This is a genomic window from Curtobacterium sp. MCLR17_058, assembly GCF_003234705.2.
Lineage (GTDB): Bacteria > Actinomycetota > Actinomycetes > Actinomycetales > Microbacteriaceae > Curtobacterium > Curtobacterium flaccumfaciens.
Genome location: NZ_CP126262.1, coordinates 3,711,795 through 3,737,717 on the forward strand (window position 1 = coordinate 3,711,795; position 25,923 = coordinate 3,737,717).

The 25,923-nt window shown below is 69.7% G+C and carries 24 protein-coding genes; 5 read left to right on the forward strand and 19 right to left on the reverse strand.

All coding sequences use genetic code 11. The features are described 5' to 3' along the window. Nucleotides 1-131: 131 nt before the first annotated feature. Nucleotides 132-1,118 carry a matrixin family metalloprotease gene (locus tag DEJ11_RS17660; RefSeq protein ID WP_111045734.1) on the reverse strand — a complete coding sequence of 329 codons (987 nt, stop codon included), beginning with the start codon at nt 1,116-1,118 and terminating at the stop codon, nt 132-134. Nucleotides 1,119-1,240: 122 nt separating this feature from the next. Continuing rightward, nucleotides 1,241-1,942 carry an SDR family oxidoreductase gene (locus tag DEJ11_RS17665; protein ID WP_111102705.1) on the reverse strand — a complete coding sequence of 234 codons (702 nt, stop codon included), beginning with the start codon at nt 1,940-1,942 and terminating at the stop codon, nt 1,241-1,243. 95 nt (nt 1,943-2,037) lie between these two features. On the opposite strand from DEJ11_RS17665, the gene DEJ11_RS17670 reads away from it, so the two are divergent. Beyond that, nucleotides 2,038-2,433, forward strand: a complete 396-nt coding sequence (locus tag DEJ11_RS17670) for a MerR family transcriptional regulator (RefSeq protein ID WP_027466874.1) — start codon at nt 2,038-2,040, stop codon at nt 2,431-2,433. Nucleotides 2,434-2,526: 93 nt separating this feature from the next. Here the strand turns inward: DEJ11_RS17670 and DEJ11_RS17675 are convergent, their stop codons facing one another. From DEJ11_RS17675 to DEJ11_RS17710, 8 genes are all read right to left on the reverse strand, one after another. Then, entirely contained in the window at nt 2,527-4,209 is a 1,683-nt protein-coding gene (locus DEJ11_RS17675; RefSeq protein WP_111102706.1) for a CBM35 domain-containing protein, read from the reverse strand. 86 nt (nt 4,210-4,295) lie between these two features. Then, nucleotides 4,296-5,573, reverse strand: a complete 1,278-nt coding sequence (locus DEJ11_RS17680; RefSeq protein WP_110865361.1) for a family 1 glycosylhydrolase — start codon at nt 5,571-5,573, stop codon at nt 4,296-4,298. 53 nt (nt 5,574-5,626) lie between these two features. Further along, nucleotides 5,627-6,499 (reverse strand): carbohydrate ABC transporter permease, encoded by an 873-nt coding sequence (locus tag DEJ11_RS17685; RefSeq protein WP_071404106.1) that lies wholly within the window; start codon nt 6,497-6,499, stop codon nt 5,627-5,629. Next, on the reverse strand, nt 6,496-7,449 hold the full coding sequence (locus tag DEJ11_RS17690) for a carbohydrate ABC transporter permease (protein ID WP_111102707.1): 954 nt from the start codon (nt 7,447-7,449) through the stop codon (nt 6,496-6,498). Before DEJ11_RS17690 ends, DEJ11_RS17685 begins: the two co-directional genes overlap by 4 nt. Before the next feature lie 25 nt (nt 7,450-7,474). After that, nucleotides 7,475-8,740 (reverse strand): ABC transporter substrate-binding protein, encoded by a 1,266-nt coding sequence (locus tag DEJ11_RS17695; RefSeq protein ID WP_111102708.1) that lies wholly within the window; start codon nt 8,738-8,740, stop codon nt 7,475-7,477. A gap of 134 nt (nt 8,741-8,874) precedes the next feature. Further along, nucleotides 8,875-9,885 carry a LacI family DNA-binding transcriptional regulator gene (locus tag DEJ11_RS17700; protein WP_111102710.1) on the reverse strand — a complete coding sequence of 337 codons (1,011 nt, stop codon included), beginning with the start codon at nt 9,883-9,885 and terminating at the stop codon, nt 8,875-8,877. A gap of 152 nt (nt 9,886-10,037) precedes the next feature. Then, nucleotides 10,038-10,730 carry a DUF6766 family protein gene (locus tag DEJ11_RS17705; protein WP_164941154.1) on the reverse strand — a complete coding sequence of 231 codons (693 nt, stop codon included), beginning with the start codon at nt 10,728-10,730 and terminating at the stop codon, nt 10,038-10,040. Between the two features lie 97 nt (nt 10,731-10,827). Beyond that, nucleotides 10,828-11,550: an SDR family NAD(P)-dependent oxidoreductase gene (locus DEJ11_RS17710; RefSeq protein ID WP_111102711.1), complete on the reverse strand. Its 723-nt coding sequence runs from the start codon at nt 11,548-11,550 to the stop codon at nt 10,828-10,830. Between the two features lie 138 nt (nt 11,551-11,688). Between DEJ11_RS17710 and DEJ11_RS17715 the strand changes: the two genes are divergently transcribed. Beyond that, nucleotides 11,689-13,101 (forward strand): hypothetical protein, encoded by a 1,413-nt coding sequence (locus DEJ11_RS17715; RefSeq protein WP_111102712.1) that lies wholly within the window; start codon nt 11,689-11,691, stop codon nt 13,099-13,101. 97 nt (nt 13,102-13,198) lie between these two features. Further along, nucleotides 13,199-13,531 carry a DUF4190 domain-containing protein gene (locus tag DEJ11_RS17720; RefSeq protein WP_111102713.1) on the forward strand — a complete coding sequence of 111 codons (333 nt, stop codon included), beginning with the start codon at nt 13,199-13,201 and terminating at the stop codon, nt 13,529-13,531. An 81-nt stretch (nt 13,532-13,612) separates the two neighbouring features. Here DEJ11_RS17720 and DEJ11_RS17725 read toward each other — a convergent pair whose 3' ends face one another. The 4 genes from DEJ11_RS17725 to DEJ11_RS17740 form a co-directional block, all read right to left on the reverse strand. After that, entirely contained in the window at nt 13,613-14,182 is a 570-nt protein-coding gene (locus tag DEJ11_RS17725) for a manganese efflux pump MntP (RefSeq protein ID WP_111102715.1), read from the reverse strand. Between the two features lie 230 nt (nt 14,183-14,412). Next, complete coding sequence (locus DEJ11_RS17730; protein ID WP_111045715.1) at nt 14,413-15,267, reverse strand: LamG domain-containing protein; 855 nt, start codon at nt 15,265-15,267, stop codon at nt 14,413-14,415. Next, nucleotides 15,264-16,148: a S26 family signal peptidase gene (locus DEJ11_RS17735; RefSeq protein ID WP_111102716.1), complete on the reverse strand. Its 885-nt coding sequence runs from the start codon at nt 16,146-16,148 to the stop codon at nt 15,264-15,266. Before DEJ11_RS17735 ends, DEJ11_RS17730 begins: the two co-directional genes overlap by 4 nt. A gap of 142 nt (nt 16,149-16,290) precedes the next feature. After that, nucleotides 16,291-16,944: a COG1361 family protein gene (locus DEJ11_RS17740; RefSeq protein ID WP_027466885.1), complete on the reverse strand. Its 654-nt coding sequence runs from the start codon at nt 16,942-16,944 to the stop codon at nt 16,291-16,293. A gap of 175 nt (nt 16,945-17,119) precedes the next feature. Here DEJ11_RS17740 and DEJ11_RS17745 point away from each other — a divergent pair, with 175 nt between their 5' ends. Then, nucleotides 17,120-17,566, forward strand: a complete 447-nt coding sequence (locus DEJ11_RS17745; protein ID WP_269149419.1) for a MarR family winged helix-turn-helix transcriptional regulator — start codon at nt 17,120-17,122, stop codon at nt 17,564-17,566. A gap of 23 nt (nt 17,567-17,589) precedes the next feature. On the opposite strand, the gene DEJ11_RS17750 is transcribed toward DEJ11_RS17745, so the two are convergent. From DEJ11_RS17750 to DEJ11_RS17765, 4 genes are all read right to left on the reverse strand, one after another. After that, on the reverse strand, nt 17,590-18,546 hold the full coding sequence (locus DEJ11_RS17750) for an NAD-dependent epimerase/dehydratase family protein (RefSeq protein WP_258375276.1): 957 nt from the start codon (nt 18,544-18,546) through the stop codon (nt 17,590-17,592). A gap of 11 nt (nt 18,547-18,557) precedes the next feature. Further along, nucleotides 18,558-19,118, reverse strand: coding sequence for an MOSC domain-containing protein (locus tag DEJ11_RS17755; protein ID WP_228516464.1), 561 nt, complete (start codon nt 19,116-19,118; stop codon nt 18,558-18,560). A gap of 71 nt (nt 19,119-19,189) precedes the next feature. Continuing rightward, a complete protein-coding gene (locus DEJ11_RS17760; RefSeq protein ID WP_027466888.1) occupies nt 19,190-19,609 on the reverse strand; it encodes a DoxX family protein in 420 nt (139 codons plus the stop codon). A gap of 55 nt (nt 19,610-19,664) precedes the next feature. Continuing rightward, entirely contained in the window at nt 19,665-20,129 is a 465-nt protein-coding gene (locus DEJ11_RS17765; RefSeq protein ID WP_146250004.1) for a hypothetical protein, read from the reverse strand. Between the two features lie 313 nt (nt 20,130-20,442). Here DEJ11_RS17765 and DEJ11_RS17770 point away from each other — a divergent pair, with 313 nt between their 5' ends. Further along, the gene (locus DEJ11_RS17770; RefSeq protein ID WP_181440768.1) at nt 20,443-21,885 is read left to right on the forward strand and encodes an ArnT family glycosyltransferase; all 1,443 of its coding nucleotides are present in this window, start codon (nt 20,443-20,445) and stop codon (nt 21,883-21,885) included. A gap of 217 nt (nt 21,886-22,102) precedes the next feature. Here DEJ11_RS17770 and DEJ11_RS17775 read toward each other — a convergent pair whose 3' ends face one another. Continuing rightward, nucleotides 22,103-25,834, reverse strand: a complete 3,732-nt coding sequence (locus tag DEJ11_RS17775; protein ID WP_146250005.1) for an NACHT domain-containing protein — start codon at nt 25,832-25,834, stop codon at nt 22,103-22,105. Nucleotides 25,835-25,923 lie beyond the last annotated feature (89 nt).

The following is a 25,923-nucleotide window of genomic DNA, read 5'->3' on the forward strand; positions in this document are numbered from 1 at the left end:
CGACGCGGTCTGACCAAGACCGACCGCGCCGACGCGGTCTGACCGACAGTCAGACCCACCAACGCGCAGACCAACGGGGTCGCGGCGGTTCTCCGCCACGACCCCGTCCGTGTCCCTGCAGAGCGTCGAGCTCAGTAGAGCGTCGAGATACCCGTCATGTCGCCACGGCCGAGCGTGCGGCCGTCGAGCTCGCAGTAGCCGCCGGACGGCTCCATGACCTGGCCGGTGCCGGTCTTCACGTGGTCGAGGCCGTACAGGTGACCCCACTCGTGGGTCGCGACGACCTGGGTGTCGAAGCGCGCGCCCGAGCAGGTGGCCGTCGAGCTCCACTTGAAGCCGGTGGCGTAGCGCTGGTCGGCCTCGCGGGCGTTGCCGTTGCCGTCGAACCAGACGCACGTCACGCCGAGGGTTCCGGTCGGGAGCTTGCCCCAGCCCATCACGTTGTAGCCGTTGTTCCGCGAGCAGCCGCCCTGGTCGGTGAGGTTGGGCTTCTGGGTCGCGAGACGCAGGTAGTCGTTCTTCGCCGTCGACGTGACGGTGCGGTCACACGCCGAGATCGTGCCGTTCCAGGCGTTCGCCCCCTTGCGCAGGGCGTCCTTGGCGTACGTCGACTTCTGCCCGGTCTGGTTGTAGTACCACTTGACCGTGCTCGGCCAGGTGTAGCCGGACGCCTTGTACGCCGTGCTCGTGCACTTCGTGGTCGCAGCGGTCGTCGCGGCGGGGGCGGCCTGCGCCGTCGCGGCCTGGCTCTGCGCACGCTCCTGCTGGACGGCGGGGGCCGAACCGGTCCAGGCCTCGTCGACGCGGACGGCGACACCGGCGGAGCCGTTGTTCGCGATGAGGACGTCGGCGAGTTCGGGCGCCCCGGGGGCGGCCGAGCTGCTCGCCATGACGCTCTCACCCGGCGCGGGGAGCGCGAAGGTGCGGCCGTCGGGCGTCACGACCGTGCCGGAGGTCGCCGTGCAGCCGCTCTCGAGCGTCTGCACGGACAGGGTCCCGGGGGCGCAGCTCGCGCCGGCCCCCGGGGTCGCCGCCTGGGCGGGTGCTGCGGTGATGGTGAGGCCGGCGAGGATCGCGACGATCGCCCCGGTGCTCAGCGCGTTCCTGACAGGACGCATGGTTCCCTTCCAGCGGCAGGCGACGTGCCCACCGCTCCTGATCGGGGTCCATGCTCGCCGATGACCACGCAGCGGGTCCAGGACTGCGCTGCGGGGACACGCCCCCAGTCAGGGGCGGCGGCTCAGGCCATCTGCGCGTAGAAGGGCTCCGGTGCATCGGCGAGCGACGCCTTCACCATCCGGCTCCAGTCGTCGACGAGCACCTCGGCCACGCCACGCTCCACACCGTCGAGTGCCGCACGGGCCACGTCCGTCGGGTCCGTCTTCGGGCCGTCGTAGTCGCCCATCATGTCGGTGTCGGCCGCACCGAGGTGGAGTCCCTGCACGCTGATGCCCCGGTCGGCGAGCTCCAGGCGAACGGCGTTCGTCATGTTCCACTCGGCCGCCTTCGCCGCGGCGTAGCCACCCGCGCCGGGCGCCGCGAACCACGACAGGGCCGACAGCACGTTGACGATCGCGCCGCCGCCGTTCCGCTCGATCACCGGTGCGAAGGCGCGGATCATCGACAGGCTGCCCCAGAAGTGCGTGTCCATGGCCTTCCGGACGATGGTCAGGTCGTCGGTCACCAGGGAGCCCTGCGTCGAGATGCCGGCGTTGTTCACGAGCAGCGTCACGTCGCCCGCGGCGGCGGCCACCGCGTCGACCGAGGCCTGGTCGGTGATGTCGAGGGGCAGCGCGACGACGCCCTCGACGTCGACGAGTTCGGGTCGGCGTGCGGTCGCGTAGACCTTCGACGCACCGCGCTCCAGCAGCTCCAGGGCGAAGCGGCGTCCGATGCCCCGGTTCGAGCCGGTGACGAGTGCGACCGATCCAGCGATCTCCATGGTGTCTCCTCCTGCCGCTCGGGTGTCTCCCGCAGCGGCTCGGCTACGCTAAGACCTCACATCCATGTCAGGGGCAAGCCCCGGATCGGAGCACCATGCGGATCGGTGACCTCGCTGCGGAGACCGGCGTCAGCGTCCGCTCGCTGCGGTACTACGAGGAGCAGGGGCTGCTCACCGCGTCGCGCACCGCGAGCGGGCAGCGGATCTACACGGACGCGGCCGTCGAGCGGGTCCAGCTCGTGCAGCAGCTGTTCGCCGCCGGGCTCGCGAGCCGCACGATCGTGCAGCTGCTGCCCTGCGTCGACCGCGGGGAGTCGACGCCGGAGTCGTTCGCGCTGCTCATCGCGGAGCGGGACCGGATCACCGCGCAGCTGGCCGAGCTCGAGGCGGTCCGGGGGCGGCTCGACCAGGTCATCGCGATCACCGAGCACCCCACCGCCGAGCACTGCCCGGCACTGCGTGACCGGCCTGCGGAGCCGGTCGCGGCCTGAGACGCGGCACCGGGACGGACTGGAGGCCCGTGGCGGGTCCGCCACGGGCCTCCAGTCCGCATCCTGGTCACGACCAGGGCCGCGGGTGCCGCGTCAGGGCTGGCACACCTGGATCTGGTCCAGCTCGGCGAACCCTGTCCCCTTGGTGAAGGTGAGCGTGTTCGCGCCGGCCTTCAGCGTGACCGTCTTCTGCGCCCATCCGAACCGGCCCCAGTTGACGGTCGGCGCGTAGCTGACCGAACCGGCCGAGGTGCCGTTGACCGCGAGCGCGTGGGTGCTCGTCGCACCCGTGCCGTTGTCGTACCGGACGTTCACCGTGTACGTCCCCGCGGTCGCGGCCTGCACCGTGAACTGCACGGAACTCGTCGCGTTGTTGATGTTGCCGACCTTCGCGCCGCCCACCGCGTCGGCCTGCGTGACGGTGCTCGTGTCGTTCCGGACCGCGGACTCGGCCTCGTACCGCTGCGCGTTGATCGGGATCGACCCGACCCGCACGTCGTTGTACGTGGTGGTGAGGTTCTCGACGTTCGTCGCCTGGTACAGCGTCTTGCCGTCGGCGCTCGAGTCGAAGCCCTGGGCGAAGCCGCTGAACGTCCCGCCCTCGGCGTCTCGCGCGTCGTACGTCACCGCGTACGGCAGCTGCTCCCACGAACCCGTGCCCTGGTTGCGGTTCACGACGAAGTTCTGGCCGCCGTCGATGTTGCCCGCGCTGTCGAGGGACCACTTGGACGAGACGACGATCATGCCGTTGGCGTTGCCGGCGGTCGGCACCCAGCGCACCTCGGGCGACGACCCGACCCCACGGCCGTCCGGCAGCGCGATCTTGGTGCCGATGCTCGTCTCGGGGCTCCAGTTCAGACCGTCCGGTGAGGTCTTGAAGTACACCGGCGCCGTGTTGTTCGTCTGGCTCGGCCGGTTCACGACCTCGAACGTCGCCACGTAGTTGCCGTTCGGGATCCTCGTCACCGTGATCATGCCCGGACGGTCGCTCTTGTTGGTCGGTGCGGACACGTTGACCAGGGGACCCCAGGTCAGGCCGCCGTCCGTGGAGCGCCGGTAGCTGACGGCCTGCAGGACGTTGTTCGCCTTCTGCCGCTCGTCCGAGAAGTACGTGACCAGCCCGCCGTTCGCGTCGACGGCGACGGACGGCTCCCACACCGTCGAGGTCGTCGAGCTCGGGCTCGGGTCGTAGGTGGCCGGGCCGCCGGTGTCGACGGTGCTCACGAAGGACCAGGTCAGCCCGTGGTCGAGGCTCTTGTACATGACCAGTCGGCTGCTCGAGCGGTCGGTGGGCATGATCATGCCGCTCAGCAGCAGCGTGCCGGCCGGCATCGTGCCGAGCTGGATCGGGGTCTCGTACAGCGAGGGCTGCGCGGTGCGGGTGAGCGTCGGGAACTGCGTGCTCGGCTTGACCGTGGCGACGCGGCTCCACGAGGTGCCGTTGTCCGTGCTCCGGTAGATCGGGTAGACCTGCACGCCGTTCTCGAGCACGAGCTGGTCGAAGGTGACGAACTGCTGGCCGTTGGCTGATCCGCTGTTCTTCAGGACGATGTTCTTCGCGTAGGTGGTGCCGGCAGCGCGGCCGCCCTCGGGGTTGAACGAGGAACCCGCTGCCGGCGAGTACACGAGGGCTCCGTTGCCGGTCGTGACCGCCTGTGCGGGGAGGGGGCCGGTGACACCGGCGACGAGGGCTGCCGCAGCAGCGGCAGCGGTGACGACGAGCGCGAGCGTTCGGCGTCGACGAGGCGCCGGAGCGGCGCCGAGGCGGAGGGACATGGTGCTCCGTTCGGTTGGTGGTGCAGTGGTGGTGCGCGGAGACGGACTGGAGGCGCGGGACCGACCCGACCCGCGCCTCCCGTTCGTCACGGGGTCGCGGACAGGGCCGCTGCCACGGCCCGTTCCTGTCGCGTGTGCGCAGCGAACGCGTCGGCGACCGGGTTGCGACGACGGTCGAGGCCGCCGGCGCCGTCCTCGACGAGGTCGAAGAGGCCCATCGTGAGCAGGTGCTCCTGGCGTGGGGCGTCCGTGTGCCGCCAGGTCCACTCGTACATGTCGAACAGCGGCCACCAGGTGTAGCCGACGACCGGCACGCCCTCGTCGCGGAGCTCCCGCACGGCCGTGACCGAGGCGTCCAACCAGCCGATGCGCTCCTCGACCGAACCGGTGACGCACGTCTCCGTGAGCATGACCGGGGCACCGTAGCGCTCGGCGTAGGTGGTGAGCACGTCGCGGAGCCCCTCGACGCCGGTGTCCTCGTAGGGCCGCGGGTCGGCGAACCCGCCGCCGTGGTGCACCCCCGCCTCGAACACCTCGGTGGAGTGCAGCGGGTAGTAGTTGACGCCCATCACGTCGGGCCGGACGGCGTGCTGCCGGAACCAGTCGAGGTCGGCGTCGGTGACGCCCCCGGACCGGAGCCGACCGACCAGGGGGTGCGCGTCGTCGACGCCACCGGTGACCAGGTCCTCGACCAGGAACGTCTGGGCGCGCAGGCGTGCGACCGTGTCCCGGTGTTCCGGGGCGTCGACGTCGCCCACGTACCGGATGCCGGCGTCGACGTGCACGAAGGTGGCGGCGTCCCCGAGTTCGCGGGTGATCGCGTGCTGCGTCGAGACGAACCCCTTGGCCAGGGCGGACGCGATCCGGGCCGACCCCTCGGCGCCGGTCAGGTACGGGGGCCAGTACCCGTACTCACCCGAGAACAGGGCGTGGATGACGGGCTCGTTCACCGGCGTGTAGTCGGTGGCGACGTCGCCGTACCGCGCCGCGAACCGGGCGGCGTACTCGGTGACGTGTGCCGGGTAGTCGGGGTGGGCGAACTGCCCGTCGAGCCAGAGCGGTGTGCCGTAGTGCAGCAGGTCGACGACGGGGCGCAGGCCGGTCTCGCGGAACCGCGCCATGACGCCGTCCACCCACGACCAGTCCCAGACGCCCGGCTCGGGGGCGACCCGGTACCAGGGGACGCCCCAGCGCAGGAGCTCGGCGCCGACGTCCACCGCCAGCCCGAGGTCAGCGGCGTACTGCCGGTAGTGGTCGGTCAGCTCGTACTCGTCGATGGGCCGTTCACCCGGTCGGGCCTGCGGGACGAAGGTGTCCTCGATGCCCAGGGCGAAGTGCAGCCTGCCGTCGTCGGACCAGTGCATGGTGTCTCGTTTCGTGGTGGGCACGGCCGCTCCGGGCTCGTGCGGTGTCGTCGTCACTTGAGCCCGGTGCTGGCGACGCTCTCGATGAAGCGGCGTTGCACGAGCAGGAACATGACGGCGAGGGGCAGCACGGCGATCAGGGCGCCGGCCATCATCACGCCCTGCGGGATGATCCCGCCGGGCCCGGTCAGCAGGGTGAGGCCGGACGTGATGGTCCCCATGTCCTGGTCGGTGGTGAACACCAGCGGCCAGAGCAGGTCGTTCCAGTTGTTGACGAAGGTGAAGATGCCGAGCGTGAGCAGGGCGGGGACGGCGTTCGGCAGGACGACGCTCCGGAAGATCCGCCACTCCGAGGCCCCGTCGATCCGCGCCGCGTTGTCCAGGTCGCGGGGGAGCGACACGAAGAACTGGCGCAGGAAGAAGATCCCGAAGGCGTCGGCCGCCCGCGGCGCGATCAGCCCCGCGAACGTGTTCACCCACCCGAGGTCGGACACCAGTTGGTAGATCGGGATGAGCGTCGCCTGGAACGGGATCATCAGGCTGGCGACGATCACGATGAGCAGCACCTTGCTGCCCCGGAAGTCGAGCCGTGCCAGGGCGTAGGCGGCGAGCGCGTCGAACGCCAGCGCGAACACCGTCACACCGCCGGCGAAGGCGAAGCTGTTCAGGATGAGCCGCCCGAACGGCAGCTGCGTGAAGATCGCCCGGAAGTTGTCGAGCGTCCAGGTGTGCGGGAACAGCGTCGGCGGGTAGGCGTTGACCTCGCTCGCCGGCTTGAACGCGGTGAACACGATCACGAGCACGGGGAGCAGCACCGCCAGGGTCACGACGGCCACGGCTGCGAAGCCGAGCCACCGCATCGACGGCTGTCGACGGGCCACCGTGCTGCGTCGGACGACGGTCGCGGGACGGGGGAGCGCGGTCATGATGTGGTGTCCTCTCCGCGCTTCCCGAAGAACAGGAACTGCACGAGGCTGAGCAGCAGGGTCGCGATGAGGAGCACGTACGCCAGGGCGCTCGCGAACCCGAGGTCGAGGTCCTTGAAGCCGGACTGGTAGATCTGCATGACGATCGTCTCGGTCGACCGGTACGGACCACCGCCGGTCAGGACGTAGATCTGGTCGAACGCCTGCAGGGCGGCGATGAGGGCGACGATCACGACGAACGCCATCGTGTTGCTCAGCATCGGGAAGGTGACGTTCGCGAACCGCTGGCGGCCGTTGGCCCCGTCGAGCTGCGCTGCCTCGTACAGGCTGGTGGGGATCTCCTGCAGCCCGGCCAGGAAGATCACCATGTAGAAGCCGAAGTTCTTCCACACGGCCACGAGCACCACGGTGGGCATCGCGAGCGTCGGGTCCTGCAGCACGTTGCCGAGCCGGATGCCGACGAGCTGCAGCCAGTGGTTCAGCAGGCCGATCTGCGGGTCGAGCAGGTACGACCACGCGAACGCGGCGACGGCCAGGGACACGATGAACGGCAGGAACAGCGCCGACCGGAAGAACCCGCGGAACGGCAGGGCCGGGTGGTTCAGCACGAGGGCGAGCACCAGGGCGACGACGATCGCGACGGGGGTGAAGAGCACCGAGTAGAGCGCGGTGTTGCCGATGGACCGCAGGACGTCGGGGTCGGTGAAGACCCGGACGTAGTTCGCGAAGCCGATGAACGACGGGTCGCCGAACCCGCTGGCGTCGGTGAACGACAGCTGGAGCGCGGAGAGCATCGGCCAGAGCACGAACGCCCCGAGGATGACGATCGCGGGTGCGAGGAACCCGACGATGTTGGCGCGGCGGCGGAACGTGCCGTTGAGGGGCGATCGTCCGCCGAGCTGGCCCGGTGGTCGGTACCGACGGCGTCGGCCGAGTTGCTGCGTGGTCACGAGGGTCCTCCGAGGGCCGCTGCTGCTACTTCAGGGCCGACTGCACGTCGGCGTCGGCGGTGGCGAGGAGCGATCCGGGGTCCCCGCCCGCCATCGCCTTCTGGGTCGCGGTGTCCACGGCGGTGAGCACGCCGGCGCTGTCGACCACGCCGGGCAGGAGCGGGATCGTGGTGCCCGGCAGCCCGGTGAGCGTCGCGACGGTCGGGTTCTCGTCGACGTCCGCGGCGGTGACGTCGGTGCGGAGCGGCGGCCAGCCGGACCCGAGGGCCCACTTCGTCGCGACGGACTGCTCGTTGAAGTAGCGCAGGAACCGCTCGGCTGCGGCCTGCTTCGCGTCGTCGGTCTGGGCCGTCACCCCGAGCGAGATGCCGATGGCCGAGGCCACCTGTGCTTCGGGGCCCGCCGGGATCGCGGCGATGCCGTAGTCGATGTCCGACGCCTCGGCGACACCGGCCATCCAGGGGCCGCCGATCTCCATGGCGGTCTTGCCGGCCGTGAAGAGCTTGTCCGCGGCGATGCCGTCGACACCGGTCGGCGAGATCTTGTCGTCGCGCACCGCCTTCGCCCAGTACTCGAGCGTCTCGGCGTTCGCGGCGGAGTCGATGGTGGACTTCGTGCCCGCCTCGTTCGTGATCGATCCGCCGTTGCCGGCGAACAGGCTCGGCCAGATGCCGTTGCCGACGGTCTGGTGGTCCGGCAGCACGAGCCCGTACTGCTCGGGGGTGCCGTCGCCGTTCTCGTCCTTCGTCAGCTTCTTCGCGTCGGCGACCCACTCGTCCCAGTTGGTCGGGAAGGAGTCGATGCCGGCCGCTGCGAACAGCTTCTTGTTGTAGATCACGGAGAGCGGGACGAACCCGCTCGGCACGCCGTACTCCTTGCCGTCGACCCGCTCCATCGCGACGGCCTGTTCCTTCAGGTCCCCGGTGTTGTTGGCGTCGTCGGCGTAGAAGTCGCTGAGGTCGACCAGCGCCTTCTTCTGCGCGTAGACCGGCAGCCGGTCGGAGGTCATCGCGACGAGGTCCGGGCCCTTCTTCGCGGACAGGGCGGGGAGCATCGTGTCGTCGATCACGGCCCAGGTCTTCGTCTGGGTCGTGATGGTGACCTTGTCCTGCGAGGCGTTGAAGTCCTTGACGATGCCGTCCAGGACCTTGCCGTCGGCCTCGGTGTAGCCGTGCCAGAACGTCAGGTCGACGTGGCCGCCGTCACCCGACGATCCGGGGGAGCCGGCGCACCCGGCGAGGGAGAGCGACGCCGCTGCTGCGAGCGCGACGACCGCGATGTGCTTCTTCATCGAAAACCTGCCATCCGTCCGGCACGTCGGTGTGCGGACCTCGTCCATCCCGGATTTACACCGGTGTAAATGTGGACAGTAGCCGGTGCTCGACCGCCCGGTCAAGGGGTCGGGGAGCACCCGTGGTCAACGGGTCAGGCAGCAACCGGACGCAACGGTCCGGACGACGCCCGGACGACGAGTGCGTGCGGGGAGCGCAGCACCCCCGGTGTCGCCGGGGCACCCTCCTCGAGCTGGGCGACGAGCACCCCGACCGCCGTCGCCGCGACGCGGTCCAGGTCGGCCGACACCGTGGTCAGCGCCGGGGTCGAGTACGCCGACTCCTCGATGTCGTCGAACCCGACGACCGCGACGTCGTCCGGCACGGTCCGGCCCGCGAGCTGCAGGGCGCTCATCGCCCCGAGCGCCAGCGCGTCGTTGCAGCAGACGATCCCGTCGACCGGCACGCCGGCGTCGAGGAGCTGCCGTGCAGCCGCCGCTCCCTCGGCCCGGTGCCACAGCGCGGTCGGCACCACCCGCTCGGGCGCGAACGGCAGGCCGTGGTCGTCGAGTGCCTCGCGGTAGCCCCGCAGTCGCTCCTGCGCCGTGCGCACGGGGCCCGACGGGTCGGAGCCGATGAACGCGATCGACCGGCGGCCGGCGTCGAGCAGGTGCGCGGTCGCGTCCCGCAGCGCGTCCGCGTTCGACATCGCGATGAACGGCACGGGGACGTCGGGGATCGGCTCACCGAGCACGACCAGGGGGAACTTCACCTCGAGCGCGGCGGCATCGCTCGGCCGGACGGTCAGCGGGCTGTAGATGATGCCGTCGATGGAGTGCTCGCGCATCCGGGTGATCGCGTCCGCCTCGCGCACGCCGCTCGCGGTCTGCTCGATGAGCACCGTGTAGCCCACGGCTCCGGCAGCGCGGATGACGGCGTCGGCGAGTTCGGCGAAGTACGCCTGCCGCAGTTCCGGCACCGCGAGCCCGAGCACCTTGGAGCGTCCGGCGCGGAAGTTCCGGGCCGAGACGTTGAGCTCGTAGCCGAGCTCGTCGACGGCGGCCATCACACGGTCGCGGGTGCGGACGGAGACGTGTTCGTAGCCGGACAGCACGTTCGAGACGGTCTTCTTCGAGACACCCGCCACGGCGGCGACGTCGCTCATCGTGGGCGGAGAGCGGTGCCCCTGCGCCATCGGGCGCCCCCTCTCACGTGCGGACTGCGTTCGGCAGGAACCTACCGCACCAGCGTGGTGCGGACCGGACGGGAGGCCCGTGGCGGGTCCGCCACGGGCCTCCCGTCCGGTCTCGGCCGCGCTCAGGCGCCGGTCTGCTCCGTCGGCGCCGCCACGGGCTTCGACTGGCTCGACCCTCGTTGCCGCAGGGACACGGTGGCGATCACCATCACCGAGATGACCAGGAACTCCGACTGCCAGTTCTGCATCGACTCGAACCAGAACTGGCTCGTGCCGAGGTAGCCCCACGCCGAGACCACGCTGTCGCCGTGCTCGAGCTGCTCCTCGTTGTAGGCCGCAGCGCCTCCGATCACGTGCCCGACGACACTGCCGAGGAACAGCACCGCGAACAGGATCAGCAGGGAGTTCTCGTACAGCACGAGCACGATCCCGCCCCGGCGCACCGGCCACGGAGCCTTCGGGTCGTCGGCGTGCTCCCGGGGGTCCTCGTCCTGCGGGCTCTGTTCGTCCAGGGGCTCGGACTCGCTCGACCCCTTCTGGAACAGGAACACCGTGAACACGATGTAGGCGCCCATCTGCAGGAACTCGCTCTCCCAGTTCTCGAACGTGGCCTCGGCGAAGTCCCCGCTCGTCAGGAAGCCCCAGAGCGACACGGCCGCCTCACCGTGCTGGAGTGCGTCCGCCGCAGACACCCGCCACCCGGCGAACACCATGCCGACGAAGCACACGACGAAGACGGCGACGTTCGCGAGGAGCAGGCCGTGCCGTCGCACGCGCTGCCACCCACTCGATCCGTTGTGCAGGCCGAGGGTCACCGGGTCCTCCGTTCGTCGTCTCGTGCCCATCGTGGTCCGGACGCCACGAACGCCCTCGCAGGAGCACCCGACCGCTCGCGGCGGTTCCGTCAGCGACTCAGAGCGTGATGCCGGTGGCCTCGGCGAGCGCGTCGAGCAGTTCGGTGCGGAACCGCTGGTCGGCGACCGCCGGGTGCGGTTCCTGCCGCTCCCCGTGGAACCAGTAACCGCCTGTCACGGTTTGGTCCGGGTCGGTCGCGAGCGTCTCCTGCGTGCGGTGTCCGAGCTCGAAGTCGTCCGGAGCGCCGGCCCCGCCCATCTTGGTCGCCACCCAGCCCGGGTCGACGGCGTTGCTCAGCACGCCCGGGCGTCGGAGCGGCACCTCGGCGGCGAGCGCCGTCACGAACAGCTTCGTGTCGGAGTACGAGTTCGTCTCCGACGCGCCGGTCCAGTCGACGGTGTCCAGGCGCGGGCGGCCGCCCCGGTGCATCCCGCTGCTCAGGTACACGTGCCGCTCCGGCGAGCGCAGCAACGCGGTGAACAGGTAGGGCGCCACGACGTTGACGGGCACCAGGGAACGGCCCGAGATCACGCCGGCGTTGTGCACGACGGCGTCGAGCGGGGTGCCGGCGTCGAGTTCCCGGGCGGTCGCGATCACGGCGTCGCGGTCCGCCAGGTCGGCGACGACGAGTTCGGCACCGCGCTCCACCAGGTCGGCGATCGCCTCGGCGCGGGCCCGGTTGCGCGCGTGGACGACGACGTCGTGTCCGCTGCGGAGCAGCGAGTCGGCGGTTCCCCGCCCGAGGCCGTCGGTGGATCCGGTGACGAGGATGCGTGCCATCCGCCCATCATGCGCCCGACCGCTGCGGCGGGTCCGGCAGGTGTACCGGCAACGGGCGGACGGGAGGCGCGGTGCGGGCCCGCCACGGGCCTCCCGGCTGTTCACGGGCCGGCCACAGGGCCGCGGTACGGTCGCTGCATGAGCAGCTTCCTCGAGCCCATCGACGCCGTCGGCGTCGGTGACGCGACGATCGTGCCGGACGCCACACGACCGGTCGCGGCGGTCGTCACGGGCGACGACGTGCGGTGGGTGACGTGGCCGGACGCCCCGTTGCCGGACGGTGCGGTCGACGAGGTCGGGGTCCTCGCGACCGACGAGGGCGCTTGGGTGGTTTACGTGTCGCGCGAGGACGCTGAAGGCGACCTCGACACAGAGTCGCGGATGGCCGTGCACGTCACGCCGGCCGGGGTGACGTGCGCGGTCGACCTCGGGGATCGACGGGTGCTCGGGGCGGACGTCGAGGGGCTGTGGATCGGCGACCCACGTGACGCGTCGATGTGGATGGGTGAGGACGAGGACGAGGGCCTCGAGGATCCGGAGGACGACGAGGCGGTCGAGAACGACGAGGACTCGGACGACCCGCTCGACGGCGTCGACCCGGAGACCCTGCCGTGGGCGCCGTCGGAGCCGTTCTGGCCGTCGCCGGAGGAGTGGGCGGCGACGCTGGCGGCCGGCGAGGAGCCGGAGGACGACGACCCCGAGCTGCTGGACGACGACGATCACGACGTCCGCCCCCGCTACTTCTGGAGTGCCGGACCCGACGCCGACGACGAGGACGACTTCCCTCGCCCGTCGGGACCACCGGCCGATCCCGCGCCGCCCCTGCCGACCCCGCCGACCGACCTCGTGCTCGTGCGGACCGACGGCAGCCGGACGACGATCACCGTCGACCACCTGGCTGAGGAGGTCCGCCGGGCGGGCACGGTGCTCACCGTCCGGTACATGCCCACCGGACCCCGGCGCACACCCGATCCGACGGGCGGATTGACCTACCACTACGACGCTCGGGAGGTCGACCTCGACGTCGCTGCCGGCCTGCCCAGCGTCGTCACCACCGATGACCTGCCGTCCCGTGCCGCGAGCGACGAGGACGAGACGTCGTGGGAGGACGAACAGGAACGTCTGGAAGCAGCCCGCGCTCCGTGGACGGAGCGGTTCGACCTGACCGACGTCGAGGGCGCGCGCTGGCCGCTGCACGACCTGGACGCTGCCGCACGGGAGCGCGCGGTCGCGGACCTCGTGGACGTGTTCGAAGCCCTCGACCAGCCCGGCATCCTGTGGACCCGCGACCATCCCGAACCCCGGCGGTCGGCGAGCGACTACCGAGCCGTCGAGGTCACCGTCGAGGGCGAGTGGCCGGCGACCGAGGTCGTGGTGTCGTTCGATCACCGCGCCGTGCCGTACCTGCGGCTCCGTCGGCGCTACCGGGTGTTCGACGACGCCGGGCACGTGGAGGACTGGACCTACGTCGGCGTGCACCTGGACGAGGACATCGACAGCGGGCACATCGCCGACCGAGCGGACGCGGTGGACGGGGTGCTCGACATCTGACGGCGTCGGTCCTGCCTGATCCCACCGCCCCGTCCGGCCCGCTGGTCCTGTACGTTTCCTGTGTAGACATCCCCCTGATCAGAGAGGACGCGGCGCCATGAGTGACGGCACGCCCCAGTACAACCAGCAGAACCCGAACCCCTACGCCGCCGGCGGGCAGCCCTACGGCGCTCCGATGCAGCCGTCGTCCGACCGCTTCAACGTCATGGCGATCGTCGGGTTCGTCCTGGCCTTCGTGGTGAACATCGCCGGCCTCGTGGTGTCGATCATCGCGCTCTCGCAGATCAAGAAGACCGGGGAGCGCGGCCGCGGCCTGGCCCTCGCCGGCATCATCATCAGCGCCCTGTCGCTCGTGTTCGGCATCATCTGGATCATCTTCGGGATCGCTGTCGTCGCGAACGCTCCGGCGGGCAGCATGGGCAGTTACTGACACCCACCAGCACCAGAACGGAGGCCCGTGGCAGCTCGCCACGGGCCTCCCGTCTGTCCGGTGTCGGTTCCGAGCGTGGCCTCAGCCGATGACGCCGGTGTGCTCCAGCACGATGTTCAGACCGATCAGGATCAGGACGACGCCACCCGCGATCTCCGCCGGCTTGCCGAAGCGGGCACCGACACGGCGACCGACCAGGACCCCGACGAACGACAGCACCGCGGTGGTGATCCCGATGAGCAGCACCGCGCCGCCGATCGAGACGGGCAGGAACGCCAGGGTGACGCCCACCGCCAGGGCGTCGATGCTGGTCGCGACCGCCAGCACGAGGAGCTCGCGTACCGGCAGCCGATCGGTGTCCTGCTCGGTGTCCTCGTGCTTCGAGAACGCCTCCCACAGCATCTTCCCGCCGATCAGCGCGAGCAGCCCGAACGCGACCCAGTGGTCGAAGGCCGCGATGTACTGCGCGAACGCCGACCCGAGCAGCCAGCCGAGCAACGGCATCACCGCCTGGAACACCCCGAACGTCAGCGCGATCACGATCGCGTGCCGCATGTCGAAGCGCTTCATGTGCAGGCCCTTGCCGAGGGCGACGGCGAAGGCGTCCGCGGAGACGCCGAGCGCGATGAGGAAGAGGGCCCAGAAGGACATGGGAATGGCGCCTTTCGAGACGGTCGGATGGAGACTCCGACGTCTCAGGACCTGACGATCCTGGCACGGTCTGGGGCACGAAAAGGCCTGATCAGCGGGATTCGTCGCCCCGAATCCGCGGGTTGGTGGGCCCGGTCCGCGAACCCGGCCCACGTTCTCGACGTGACCAGGGGACGGACTGGAGGCCCGTGGCGGCGCCGCGGTGCGCCTCCAGGCCGTCAGCCGGTGCGTCAGGAACCGGCGGCCGCGTGCGCGGCCACCTGGCTGGCCGTCAGTTCGGTGCCGTAGACGGCGGCGTACCGCATCGACCCGGTGAAGTACGGGTTGTTCGTGGCACCCGGCCACCCGCTGACGACGTCGTAGCCGACGCGGAAGTACCCGGTGAAGTTCTCGGGGCTCTTGAAGGCCGCGTTCGACGTGACGAGCGTGCCGTCGACGTACAGGCGCATCCCGTTGGTGGGCGACATCGTGGCGACGGTGTGGTGCCAGGCGCCGTCGGTGTAGGCCTTCGGCGAGGTGAGGACCTGCGTGGCGCCGTTGTACGTGCCGAACGCGAGCTGGCCGCTGGTGGTCAGGTAGAGCTTCCGGTCGTGCTGGCTCGACGCTCCGGTCTGGCTGCTGCCGAAGCCGATGAGCATGCCGCCGGCGACCGTGGTGCGGAACCAGACCTCCTCGCTGAAGGTCGTGGGGTTGGCGTACGAGCGCGGAGTGGAGACGTAGCTCGTCGAACCGTTGAGCGCGTACGCGCTCCCGCTGTCACGAGGGCAGGCGTTCGGGCTCGGCGTGGTCGCGGTCATCGTGCCCTGGTAGGTGCCGTTCGCGCCGCGGCCCGACCAGTCGGTGGCCGTCTTCGAACCCGAGGCCTCGGTGAGGCGGTAGGCGAACAGCGCGTTCGCGGTGTCCGCACCGACGGCACCCGTGCACGTGAAGTACGGGGCGGTCGCCGCCGTGTTCGCGCTGTTGGTCACGCGCGCGGTGTACGCCGAGCGGGTCGGGGCGAACTGGTTCAGCAGGACGACGACGGCCAGGGCGACCACGAGCAGGACGGCGACGACGCGACCGTCGCGCAGGCGACGGAGGATCACGAGGGACGCACCGCCTCGACGCGGCCGACCGCCAGGCACGCCACGAGCGGCACGAGGCACACGGCGAACAGGGCGACCCAACCCAGGGGGTCGAGGTCGATGTTCGACATGAGCTGGTAGTGCCCGTTCTTCGTCAGCTCGTGGATGACGACCTTGCCCATCTCGCCGTCGACCAGGTGGACGCTGTTGCCGCCGTGGGCGTCGACGCGGACCGGGAAGATCCCCGACGAGATCACGGTGGCCTCGACGCCGGTCGGGCTCGAGGTGTTCGTGATCGTCGTCACGTTGACGAACGGCTTGAACACGAACGCCGCGTACGCGACGGTCAGGGCGCTGCCCGCGATCCGCAGGCACGTGCGGGTCACCCGGTCGGTGAACGCGCTGGTCAGGGTCAGGATGATCAGCGTGCCGATGAGCAGGATCGGAGCGGCACGGAGCAGCCAGCCGATGCGCGGGACCAGGAGCGCGGGGGCGCCGATCACGTCGGCCTGGGTGAGCGTCCACGGGTCGGTCGCGCCGTTGACGTCACCGCGGGTGTGGATGCCGCCGTCCGCGTCGATCGAGACGATGCGGTGCGTGTAGACGACGTCCGGGTTGGCGGAGGTCTCGAACGAGACGATGTCGCCGACGCTGAGCGTGGCGACGTCCACCGGCAGGTCGAGCACGAGGGTGCCGACCGGGGCGGCTTCGCCCATCGAGGGGGTCTCGACGACGAACCAGCGGCCGCCGGCGGAGAGGAACAGGACGGCGGCGGCGAGGAGCAGTGCGGCGATCGCGGCGACCGACCAGGCGAGGACCGTCTCGGAGCGGGTGACCTGACGCCCGCGGAGGACCGGGCGGTCGAGCATGCCGCTGAGCGGGATCGCTGCGGTCTGGCTCATGGGCGCTGCTCCGGACGGTCGGGGTGGGGCGGTGGTGGGGCTGGTCGTGCTGGTCTTGCTGGTCTTGCTGGGGTGGCGACGCTCGGCCGGAGGGGGGTCGGCCGAGCGTCGCCGGTCTGGGGGAAGGGTGATGGGGGTCGGATCAGGCCGTGAAGGTCCAGGTCATCGGGACCGAGGCGGCAAGGCCCTGGTAGGTGTTGCCCGCCGAGGAGTCCAGGGTCACCGCGAAGTTGAACGGGACGCTCGCGCCGGCGGCCGGGGCCTGCGGCATCGTGAAGGCCGACGCCGCCGCACCCTTGAAGCTGGCGAGGGTGCCGCTGAACACCGTGGTCGAACCGGAGGTGACGACGAGGTTCATCTTGGCGCAGAGGTCGGTCGCGGTGCCGTTGGCCGAGCCGTTCGCCGACTGGGTGCACGTGGCGCCCGGGTTCAGCGTGAAGGTGCTTGCGTTCGCGGTGCCGGTGTTCTTGATCGAGATCGCGGTGTTGACCGTGTTGCCCGGGGTCATCGTCGTGCTGCCGCCGAACTTGTTGATCGTCGAGCAGGTCGCCGAGTTCGTCGAGACCGAGCCGCCGTCGGTGCTGAGGCAGGTGACGGTCGCGCCGGCGTTCTGCTCCTGCATGATCAGCGTGCCGCTGCCGGCGGTGTTGCTGCTGTTGGTGATGCTCGCGGCGAACCCGGAGAGGGTGCCGGTGAGCGAGAGGGAGAGCAGGACGGCGGCGAAGATACCCGCGAGGAGCGCCACGGGGGCGAAGCGGATCCGCTTCAGTGCGGAGGTGCGGAGCTTGGTGGACACGGGGTACCTCTTCGTTCGGTGGTGGTTGCAGGAAGTCGGGGAAGCAAGGCATTCGGGCTGTTTTGCTTCAATGGTTAAGATAGTCACTGATTCACCAAGTTGACCACTCGTATACTTACCCCAGTGCGGGGGACGCCTCTTGTCCCCCCGGTACCCGACACGGAAGAGGGCCCTCGTGGCAGCAGCACCGAACGACGACGACGCCGCCGATCTCATGGCCGCGTTCACCGCCGTCGTGCGTGCGAACGCGAGCCTGGTGAGTCAGCTCAGCGCTCGTGCGGGCGTCCACGAGAACGCGTTGCGAGCGCTCGTGCTCATCAGTGACACCGGGTACTCCACGCCGACCGAGGTCGCCGGGTACCTGGGGCTGACCTCGGGCGCGGTGACGAACATGATCGACCGGATGAGCACCGCCGGCCTGCTCGAGCGCGCACCGAACCCGGCGGATCGCCGCGGCTCACTGCTGCGGCTGCTGCCCCCGGGGCATGTCGTCGTGTCGGACTACCAGGAGCGGTACACAGCGATGCTCCGGGCCGTCGACGGGGCGCACAAGGGCGAACTGCACGAGGTACTGAACGACCTGGCGACGAGTCTGTACGAACAGGCTGCCGCCGCGTCCTGATCTCGCTCGCGGGGACCGCGCGTCTACCTGGTGGGGATCGCCCGTTCCTCCGTCGAGGTGAGGCCGGCACGGCGTTCCCGAGCCGTCCCGCGGACGCGCTCGTCCTCGAGCACGAGCACGACGGTGTCCCGGAGGGGTCGGGTCACTCCGCCGGCGTCCCTGAAGGCCACGGTGGAGCGCTGCGCGAACCCGCCCTCCGACACCGGGATCCACAGGGGGAGTGATCGCGGTCCGGCCCAGTAGGCCACGTCGTGCGCGAGCAGGACGTCGTCGTCGACCGCGACCAGCTCGTCATCGAACCCGGTGACCTCCGCCACACACCGGAAGAAGTCCTGCATCGGCACCGGAGCGCCCACCGCGTTGACCGTGCCGACGAACCCGTCGCGCCCGGCCCGGACGAGCCAGGCAGCGAGGTCCGCGACGTCGATCACCTGGACGAACCGCTCCGCCGACGTCGGCACCAGCACCGGCCCACCGCGGTCGAGGCGTGCGGGCCAGTACCCGAACCGGTCACTCGGGTCGCCGGGGCCGACGATCAACCCCGGGCGTGCGATGAGCAGCCGTGACCCGAGCCGGAGCCGCGTCATGCGCTCGGCGAGGACCTTCGCGTCGGCGTACTCGGACGGGTCCTTCGGCTCCACCAGCCGGGCGGACTCGTCAGCGCCCGGTTCGTCGTTGTCCGCGTACACCGAGACCGTGGACACCAGGGTCCAGTGCGCGGCTCGGTCGGCGAGGGCGTCGAGCGCCGGGGCGACGAGTTCGGGGGCGCTGGCGAGCTCGATGACCTCGTCCCAGTTCCCGGTGGCCTGTTCGTAGGCGCCGGCCAGGGCTCGATCCGCCTGGACGAAGCGCGCTCCCTCGGGAACGTTGCCGGTCGTGCCCCGGGCGAGGCAGGTGACGTCGGCACCCTCGGCCAACAGCTCGTCGACGATCGTTCGCCCGAGCCAACCGGTTCCGCCGAGTACCAGGACGCGTCGCACGCGCTGCGTCATCAGACGGGCTGGAGGGGTCGTCGTTCACCGTCGGGGAGCTCGACCCGGATGCGGTCGCCCGGCCGGACCGTGCCGCCGGTGAGCACGACGCTCATCACCCCGCCCTTGCGCTCGACCGTGCCGTCCTCGGCCCGCCCCAACACGGCACGGAGGAGCCCCGGCTCGAAGCCGTTGATCTGCTGGCACGGGTTCCGCAGGCCCGTGACCTGCACGGAGGCGTCGTCGCCGAGGTGCAGCACTGCACCCTCGGGCAGCCCGAGCAGGTCGATGCCACTGGTCGTGACGTTCTCGCCCATCTGTCCCGGTTCGACGCTGAACCCGGCTTCGGCGACCTCGTCGAACAGCTCGGCGTGCAGCAGGTGGACCTGGCGGAGGTTCGGCTGCGACGGGTCACGCGCGACCCGGGAGCGGTGCTGCACGGTCGTGCCGGCGTGGGCATCACCCTCGATGCCCCACCCCGCCACGAGCGTCACCGCGTCGACCAACGGCTTGCTGAACCGGTGCTCGCCGTCCTTGCTCACCGCGACCACGCGCGGCTGGTCCATGTCGTCCCCGCTCATGGGGCCGATTCTGCCCCATGGTCACGGTCGCGCGAGTGCAGCGTCGGTCAGTGGCGCTCGCGCAGACCGGTTCAGCGGCGCTTGCGCAGCGCGTTCGTCGCCCACAGGGAGACGGCGATGAGCACGGGCTGGAACAGCAGGCGGACGAATCGCTTGGTGTCGGTGTCCAGGCCGAACCCGTCGCGGTGGTGCATCCACTGCGCGATGTTGCCGGGGAAGACCGCGAGGAAGAACACCGCGACGACCCAACCGACCGTCACCTGACGCCGAGCCAGGAGCATCAGCGCAGCCCCGAGGGAGATCTCCACCACGCCGGAGGCAATCACCGTGACGTCGGTCGGCAGCGGCACGAACTTCGGCACCTGCGCCTGGAACTCCTCGCGGGCCACGGTCAGGTGGCTGATGCCGGCCCAGGTGAGCATCGCGCCGAACAGGATGCGGACGATGGTCCGGGGGCGGGTGGAGCGGACTGCGGGGGTGCGGGTTGCCATCGGGGTGGTGCCTTTCACGGTGGTGGTGGGGTTCGGTGGAGTGGGGGTGCCGAGGTCAGCGGCTGCGGAGGACGCGGCGTCGGCGTGCGGCCTCGAAGCTGATCGCGGCAGCGGCGGCACCGAGCGTGAGGATCCGGGCGACCGGACGGCCGCGGGTCGAGGTGACCAGCCGCAGCACGCCGGCGAGTGTGAGTGCGGCAGCACCGCCGGTCGTGCTCGTCACCGAGCCGTCTTCGCGGTCGATCACGAGCCGGGTCCCACCGAGGGCTGCCGCCGCGACGGCGGAGCCGGTGCCGGCCAGGTCGGTCCCGGGTGCACGGCGGACCGCTGCGGTGGCGAGTCCGAGCCCGGACAGGACTTCCAGGCCAGGGATGCCGAGCGCGTGTGGGACGCCCGGCTTGAATCCACGTCGCTGCATCTGCTGGGCTCGAGCGCGCAGCGGGGTGCGGCGAACCGTGGCGATGCCGTGCCCGGCGAGCAGGCCACCGGTGACGAGGTCGATCCAGCTGGTGAGTTTCACGTTGTGCTCCATTAGGTTGTGCACAACCTAACACGTCGAGGTATCCGTCGGTCAAGGTCCCCAGGTCCTATCCGCGGCGCCGACCGCGGAGGACGATCACGACGAAGACCACGAGCACCGTGACGACCACGGCCGCTGCGATCACCACGGCAGGCAGCACGTCTACGGACGCGGCCATCGTGTCGTCGCAGTCCGGCACGGACACTGCACAGGATGCTGACGCTGCTGCTTGGACCGGACCCATGAGCGCAGTGAACCCGAGAAGCCGGACGAGGACAAGCGAAGACGGTCGGAGGGCCAGTAGGTTCGTCTGGTGCCATCACGAGTGTCCGGGTTCGCCGGCGACCTCCGCCTCCGCCTGACGATCGCCTCCCTCGTCGTGATCGCCGCGCTCTACCAGTACTTCTGGAACCTGGCCGGCTCGAACATCACCGGCGACGAGAACATCTACCTGCAGAGCGGGTGGCAGTACGTCAACGGCGACTTCACCGCGAACCGCGAACACCCGCCGACGGCCAAGTACCTGTTCGGGCTCGTGCAGCTCCTCACCGGGCAGGGTCCGATCGGCCCGCGGGTCCTCGTCGGCGTGCTCACCTTCGCGGTCGGCGTGGTCCTGTACCTGTGGCTGCGTCGCGAGATCGGGTACTGGGGTGCCCTGCTGGCGGCGTCGCTGTGGTGGCTGACTCCGCGTGGTGGTGCGGGTGCCCGCGTCGACCGGCTCGCCCTGCTCGACCCGGTGATGACGGCCTTCGCCGTGTTCGCGATCGTCGCCGCGTGGTGGTGGATCCGCAGCGAGCGGGCTTGGTGGCTCGCTCCCGTGTCCGGCGTGCTCATGGCTGCCTCGGTCACGTCCAAGCTGTCGACCATCGTGCTGCTCCCGGCGTTCCTGCTGCTCCCGGTCCTGTTCAAGGCCTGGCGGAAGGGCCTCGTCGGCGGCGTGCTGTGGGTCGCCGCCTTCACGGTCACGTTCGTCGCCCTGTACGTCCCGATGGGCATCCGTTCGGCGATCCAGTACATGGTCGCGTTCCAGGAGGGGCAGAACACCAACGGGCACCCGATCACGATCGACGGGCAGATCTACACGTTCGCACCGTGGTGGGCGAGCTTCCGGTTCTTGCTCGACGGCACCGGCAAGGGGATGCTCGTCGTCCTCGCGATCGGTGTGCTCGCTGCCCTGGTGGTACGGGCGGACCGCCTGGTCGCGTACGTCGGCGCATCCCTGGTGCTGCTCGTCGGGTTCTACGTCGTCGTGGCCAAGATCGCGCTGCCGACCTACTACACCGCGTGGATGCCGTTCCTGCTGGTCCTCGCCGCCATCGGCTTCGCGCGACTCGCCACCGTCCCCCCGAGGGCCCTGACCGTCCCGGTCGTGCTGGTCCTCGTCGCGACGCTCGTCGTCCCCTCGTTCCGGGTGAGCCAGGCCGTCGCGCGGGCGCACCCGACCGGGATCGCGCTGTTGCCCGGGTACCTCGAGGAACACGATGTGCCCGACGGTCGGATCCTGTTCGTGTCGGCGACTCCCACGCTCTTCCAGCCGTACGTCGGCGACCACGGCACCAACCGACTCGACCGCGGCCCCTACGTCGCCATCGTCGTCGGACGCGACCAGCGGCTCCCTGCACCGGAGGCCGTGACCACGCTGCTGCAGGATGACGCCTCGTCCTTCACCACGGGCAGACTCGACGGCCTGCGCGTGTGGGTCCCGAAGGACGGCCGCATCCGCGAGGACAACGGGGCACTCACGATCGCCCGCTAGTCGATGCTGTGCACGCAGTCGCAAAGTGTCGCCGTAGAGCGGCTCGGGTAGGTGGCTGCGCATCTAATCTGTCGCCGCACTTGCGTGCGTAAAGTGTCGCTCCGCCACGAACCGCACCGTCACGGGGGGCCAACGGCGTCTCAGGGGAGGACGAAAGGGCGCTGGCTTCGCGAAACCGCTCTTTGGACGAAGCCAGTCGGTTCATCCAAGCCCTTCGCTATAGGCGACTCTGGAAGTGCTGCTGTACGAGTGAGAGCACTTCGGGCGGGGTGGTCGTGTCGCTGGCAAGGCGTCGAAGGAAATTGGTTGCTGCTCCATCGTTGACCCACCGGGCGGCTTCGGCGACCGCGAGACTGGTCGACACGGGTGCCCGTCGGCAAGTTTCGTCCAGGCTGTCCCACCACTCGGGGAACGCCCGCGCGACACTTCCGACAGCGAGGGTCAGGACTCGAGAGGCCCTGTTTCCGATGAGGTCCGTGTCGGTCTCCCCGATGACGCGCTCGAACTCTTCAAGCAGCGGCGAAGGCGGAAGGATGCGCTTGCAGACTTCCGTCATGAAAGTGAGGTTCTGGCCGAAGACGGCTGGTCGTTGGGTGTCGGCGAGCTTCCCGGTGACCTTGAGCGCGTGGCGGAACGCGGCGAGAACCGAGATGCACTGGGGCGGGGTTGGGCGTGCTGTGTCGTCCGCGGAGCGGTGGGACAGATCGGCTAGTAGGGACAGCAAAGTGTTCGTGATCTGGGGTTCGTGCTGGGCGCGTATGGCGCCGATAGCTCGTGCTAGAACCGCCGAGGTCACTTCCGGCGTCCACCCCGGGTCGAGGATCTCCTGACGCAGCTGCTCAGTGAGACTGATCACGGCGCCGGGTGCCCGAAGTTTGAGCAGCGTGGTCGTCCAGCCTAGGCCGCGCGTGCTCCACTCGTCCGGCTCCCAGTCGCGTCGATGCTTCAGCAAGACCTTGACAGCGTCCTCTTGATCCTTGTTGTGGCTGTGCTTCAGGAGCCCGTCGAGGGCTGCGCCGCCGTCGGCCGAAGCGGACGCCTCCGCGGCCGCCAGACGAATGCGCGTCCTGGTCGGGACGGGCGAGCAACTCGCGAGCAGCGCCTCGATCGCTGGGCGTTCGCGTGCGAGTGTGGTGGCGGGCACGAAGGTGGCGAGCGCGTCAAGTACCTTGTGTGCGATCGTCTCGTACTGCTGACTCTCTCGCCCTCGTTCGGCGAAGAGCGTGATCGTTTGGGCGACCGCAATTTCATCGGCGCTCGCGACTCGGACCATCGCCGGCCAGGCCGTCGCGGGCACCACGTCGGTCGCGGGGACGAGTGCCGTGGCGATTTGCCGCGTGGTGCCCGGGTCGGCGGATTGGGCTGCCCGGGACAGCAAGTGGCAGAACTCAGTCCAAAGCCCCGGGGACGTTGGTGCCGCATTGGCCAGGATCGCGGCCGCTACTTCCGTGGGATGATCGCCCGCGAGCTGGCGGAGCAAGCCGGTCAGGTTCCGGCGATGGTTGCCGGTGACGGCTTCGTCGAAGACCTCTTCCGTGATCGAAGCGAGGTCGTCCGCGTTCGGGCTGGAGTTCGAGATGGCACGTGCGAACACGGTCATCCAGTTCGAGGGATGGTCAGCCCTCACGATCGCGCTCCAGTCGTCCCAGTTTCCGGCGTCTCGGTTCGCGCTTACAAGGTCCACGACGTCATCGAAGACCGCCATCGGCACCGCGAAGTGGACTGCCACCTGAAGCAGCTCAGTCGCGTCTCCGAGTTCGCCACGAGCGAGCGTCGCGAGGATCCCCGCACGCCCCGCCTCCGGCAGATATTGGTAACGCCTCTGGAGATCCCGAAGGAGACACCGACGGTGCGGACGTCCCGATGCGAGGACATTCTCGATGAGGCGACGGATCTCGGATTCGGCCAGCCGATCGCCTCTTCCGCGTCTGGTGTTGAGCGCGTCGAGACCTTCATTCAGAAGCGCGACGGCGTGATCGGCGTCACCATCGCCAACGTGGTCGCCAAAAATCCGGACGATGGTCGTTAGATGACCGTGCGCCGACGGCAGTAGCTCTCGCGCCGCGTCGAGTACCGATGGCGCGTGGTCTTCGGGGGCGCCGAGCAGAAGATCGACGCTCTCGATCAACCCGTCACGTCGTTCCCGCAGGAGGGTGCCCCACCACTTCAAGGACATCTCATCGAGGGGCCGCTGGAGGATCCCGGTGAGGATCGTGTAGACACCGCCACGAGCTTCCTCGGGAACAGCGGAGGCGGCTCTGTCGAATTGCGCCGGCGTCAGGTCGGCTCTGCGCATGAGGTGTCCTGCGATCGCCCAGTAGCCGGAGCGTCTGATAGCCATCCCTTCCCCGAGGCGACGCCAATCATCCTCGGCGTCTTCCGTGGCGAGGTGACGGGCGACCGCGAACTCCGCGAACGTCTGGTGGAAGAACGCGACCGTGCGCGCGCTGAACTCGGCGATGCCGTCGCTCTCGAGATGGCGGCGAGCGTCGTTCGTCATCTCTGGGACGGGGACCTGGTCAACGAATCGCGACACGCTTCGCACCCACATGCGCTCAGCGATCCGAGACGCTCCGATCTCGACGTCCTGCGACAGCTGGGTGATCCGCCCGCGCCGGTCGGTGTGAATCCGGTCCAACCAGTACTGCTCATACAGCCGGGACGCGGTGAGGTCGGCGGGCAGGGCCCCTTCCGTCGCGTACAGCGAGCAAGCCATGCCGAGGCGAAGCGGCACTCCGAGCACCTCGACTCCGCCGTGGCTTCGCAACGTCGAATCGAGGCTCGCGAGAAAGCTCGCTCCCAGTTCCTCGGTCAGATCGTCCCCAAGGTGGTCTCGGACGTAGTCCTCTGCCCACGAGCGCGCTTCCTCCGCCGAGAGGGGATAGATCGAACGGGGCTTGACGGACTTGCAGAATGAGCCAGCGGCGAGCAACTCCGTCCACTCAGTCTCACGACAGGTCACGAACAGGTCCGCATGGTCAGCGACTGCCTGCAGAATCCGGTCGATCTGTGCCGCCGTGTCGTCGCGCGTGACGATGTCGAGGGTGTCCAGCACCACCAGCGGTCGGACAGGCTCGTTCCCCGCGATTGCGCGCACGCTGGACGACAGCGATCCGTCGCTACCGATTACCGCACCGAAGTCGCGGTCAAGATTCTCCGCGTTTCCTCCAGAAGTCGGGACCTGGTCACACCTAACGAGGATCACGACACGATCCCCGCTCTCCGCGGCGACCACTTCGCCGGCAAGGACGCTCTTCCCCATTCCGCCCTCGCCGAGGAGCACGCGGACATCGGACGATTCGGCGAACAGCGTGCCGAGCATGGGTAGCCGGTTCTGCTCCCTGAGGGTCCTCGGTCGCAGACCAGTTCGCCCCTCGTTCGTCGCTCGTCGCGCGGAGGAGCGAAGCTCGGCCGGTGCCCGACCCGAAACGCCATCGAGGGACCTGTTGATGCCCGCGAGTACGTCGCCGGACTGCGTCAGCAGAGTGTCAAAACTCCGGACGGTGTAGGCCGTGACCGCGTCCTGCAGCCCTGGTGCGTTCTTCGCGACGCGGACGAACGTGACAGCTGCGGCATCAATCAGGCGGTCTAGGAACGGTTCAAAGGACGCCTCGGCATTGCGCCGGAGTTTCGCGGCGGCCGCTCCTTGGGACAGGATCCGCGGGTCGGGGTCCTTCACGACGGCGAGCAGGGCGTCATCGGACTTCAACTCGGCTTTCAGCATGGTCGCGACGTCCGTACTCACGGCGCGCATCTCCGACCATCGCAGGGGATCGGGACGCCGGTTGGCGAATTCCTCGCGAAGTACGTTGTGAATCTCGCGGCGAAGCGCGCGCTTGCTGGAGCGTGAGTTCCACAGCCCGACGGACAACCGAGCGGCGTCGGACACATCGCCGGCAATCGTGGCCCCGGTCGACAAGTCGAACGCACGAAGGATCAGCTTCGTCATCACCGTCGCTAGACCGAGAAGCATCATCCCCATCGCGCAACACTATCGAGGCATCGTCGATTTCCCAAAGGCTCTCCGGCCGGTCCGGT

What these genes read in the sequence shown, in the direction of transcription:
- DEJ11_RS17670 (WP_027466874.1), top strand. Translation starts at nt 2,038, where the DNA reads ATGCGGATCGGTGACCTCGCTGCGGAGACCGGCGTCAGCGTCCGCTCG.
- DEJ11_RS17735 (WP_111102716.1), bottom strand. Translation starts at nt 16,148, where the DNA reads ATGAGCCAGACCGCAGCGATCCCGCTCAGCGGCATGCTCGACCGCCCG.
- DEJ11_RS17660 (WP_111045734.1), bottom strand. Translation starts at nt 1,118, where the DNA reads ATGCGTCCTGTCAGGAACGCGCTGAGCACCGGGGCGATCGTCGCGATC.
- DEJ11_RS17675 (WP_111102706.1), bottom strand. Translation starts at nt 4,209, where the DNA reads ATGTCCCTCCGCCTCGGCGCCGCTCCGGCGCCTCGTCGACGCCGAACG.
- DEJ11_RS17680 (WP_110865361.1), bottom strand. Translation starts at nt 5,573, where the DNA reads ATGCACTGGTCCGACGACGGCAGGCTGCACTTCGCCCTGGGCATCGAG.
- DEJ11_RS17720 (WP_111102713.1), top strand. Translation starts at nt 13,199, where the DNA reads ATGAGTGACGGCACGCCCCAGTACAACCAGCAGAACCCGAACCCCTAC.
- DEJ11_RS17755 (WP_228516464.1), bottom strand. Translation starts at nt 19,118, where the DNA reads ATGAGCGGGGACGACATGGACCAGCCGCGCGTGGTCGCGGTGAGCAAG.
- DEJ11_RS17725 (WP_111102715.1), bottom strand. Translation starts at nt 14,182, where the DNA reads ATGTCCTTCTGGGCCCTCTTCCTCATCGCGCTCGGCGTCTCCGCGGAC.
- DEJ11_RS17685 (WP_071404106.1), bottom strand. Translation starts at nt 6,499, where the DNA reads ATGACCGCGCTCCCCCGTCCCGCGACCGTCGTCCGACGCAGCACGGTG.
- DEJ11_RS17710 (WP_111102711.1), bottom strand. Translation starts at nt 11,550, where the DNA reads ATGGCACGCATCCTCGTCACCGGATCCACCGACGGCCTCGGGCGGGGA.
- DEJ11_RS17665 (WP_111102705.1), bottom strand. Translation starts at nt 1,942, where the DNA reads ATGGAGATCGCTGGATCGGTCGCACTCGTCACCGGCTCGAACCGGGGC.
- DEJ11_RS17700 (WP_111102710.1), bottom strand. Translation starts at nt 9,885, where the DNA reads ATGAGCGACGTCGCCGCCGTGGCGGGTGTCTCGAAGAAGACCGTCTCG.
- DEJ11_RS17695 (WP_111102708.1), bottom strand. Translation starts at nt 8,740, where the DNA reads ATGAAGAAGCACATCGCGGTCGTCGCGCTCGCAGCAGCGGCGTCGCTC.
- DEJ11_RS17760 (WP_027466888.1), bottom strand. Translation starts at nt 19,609, where the DNA reads ATGGCAACCCGCACCCCCGCAGTCCGCTCCACCCGCCCCCGGACCATC.
- DEJ11_RS17775 (WP_146250005.1), bottom strand. Translation starts at nt 25,834, where the DNA reads ATGACGAAGCTGATCCTTCGTGCGTTCGACTTGTCGACCGGGGCCACG.
- DEJ11_RS17715 (WP_111102712.1), top strand. Translation starts at nt 11,689, where the DNA reads ATGAGCAGCTTCCTCGAGCCCATCGACGCCGTCGGCGTCGGTGACGCG.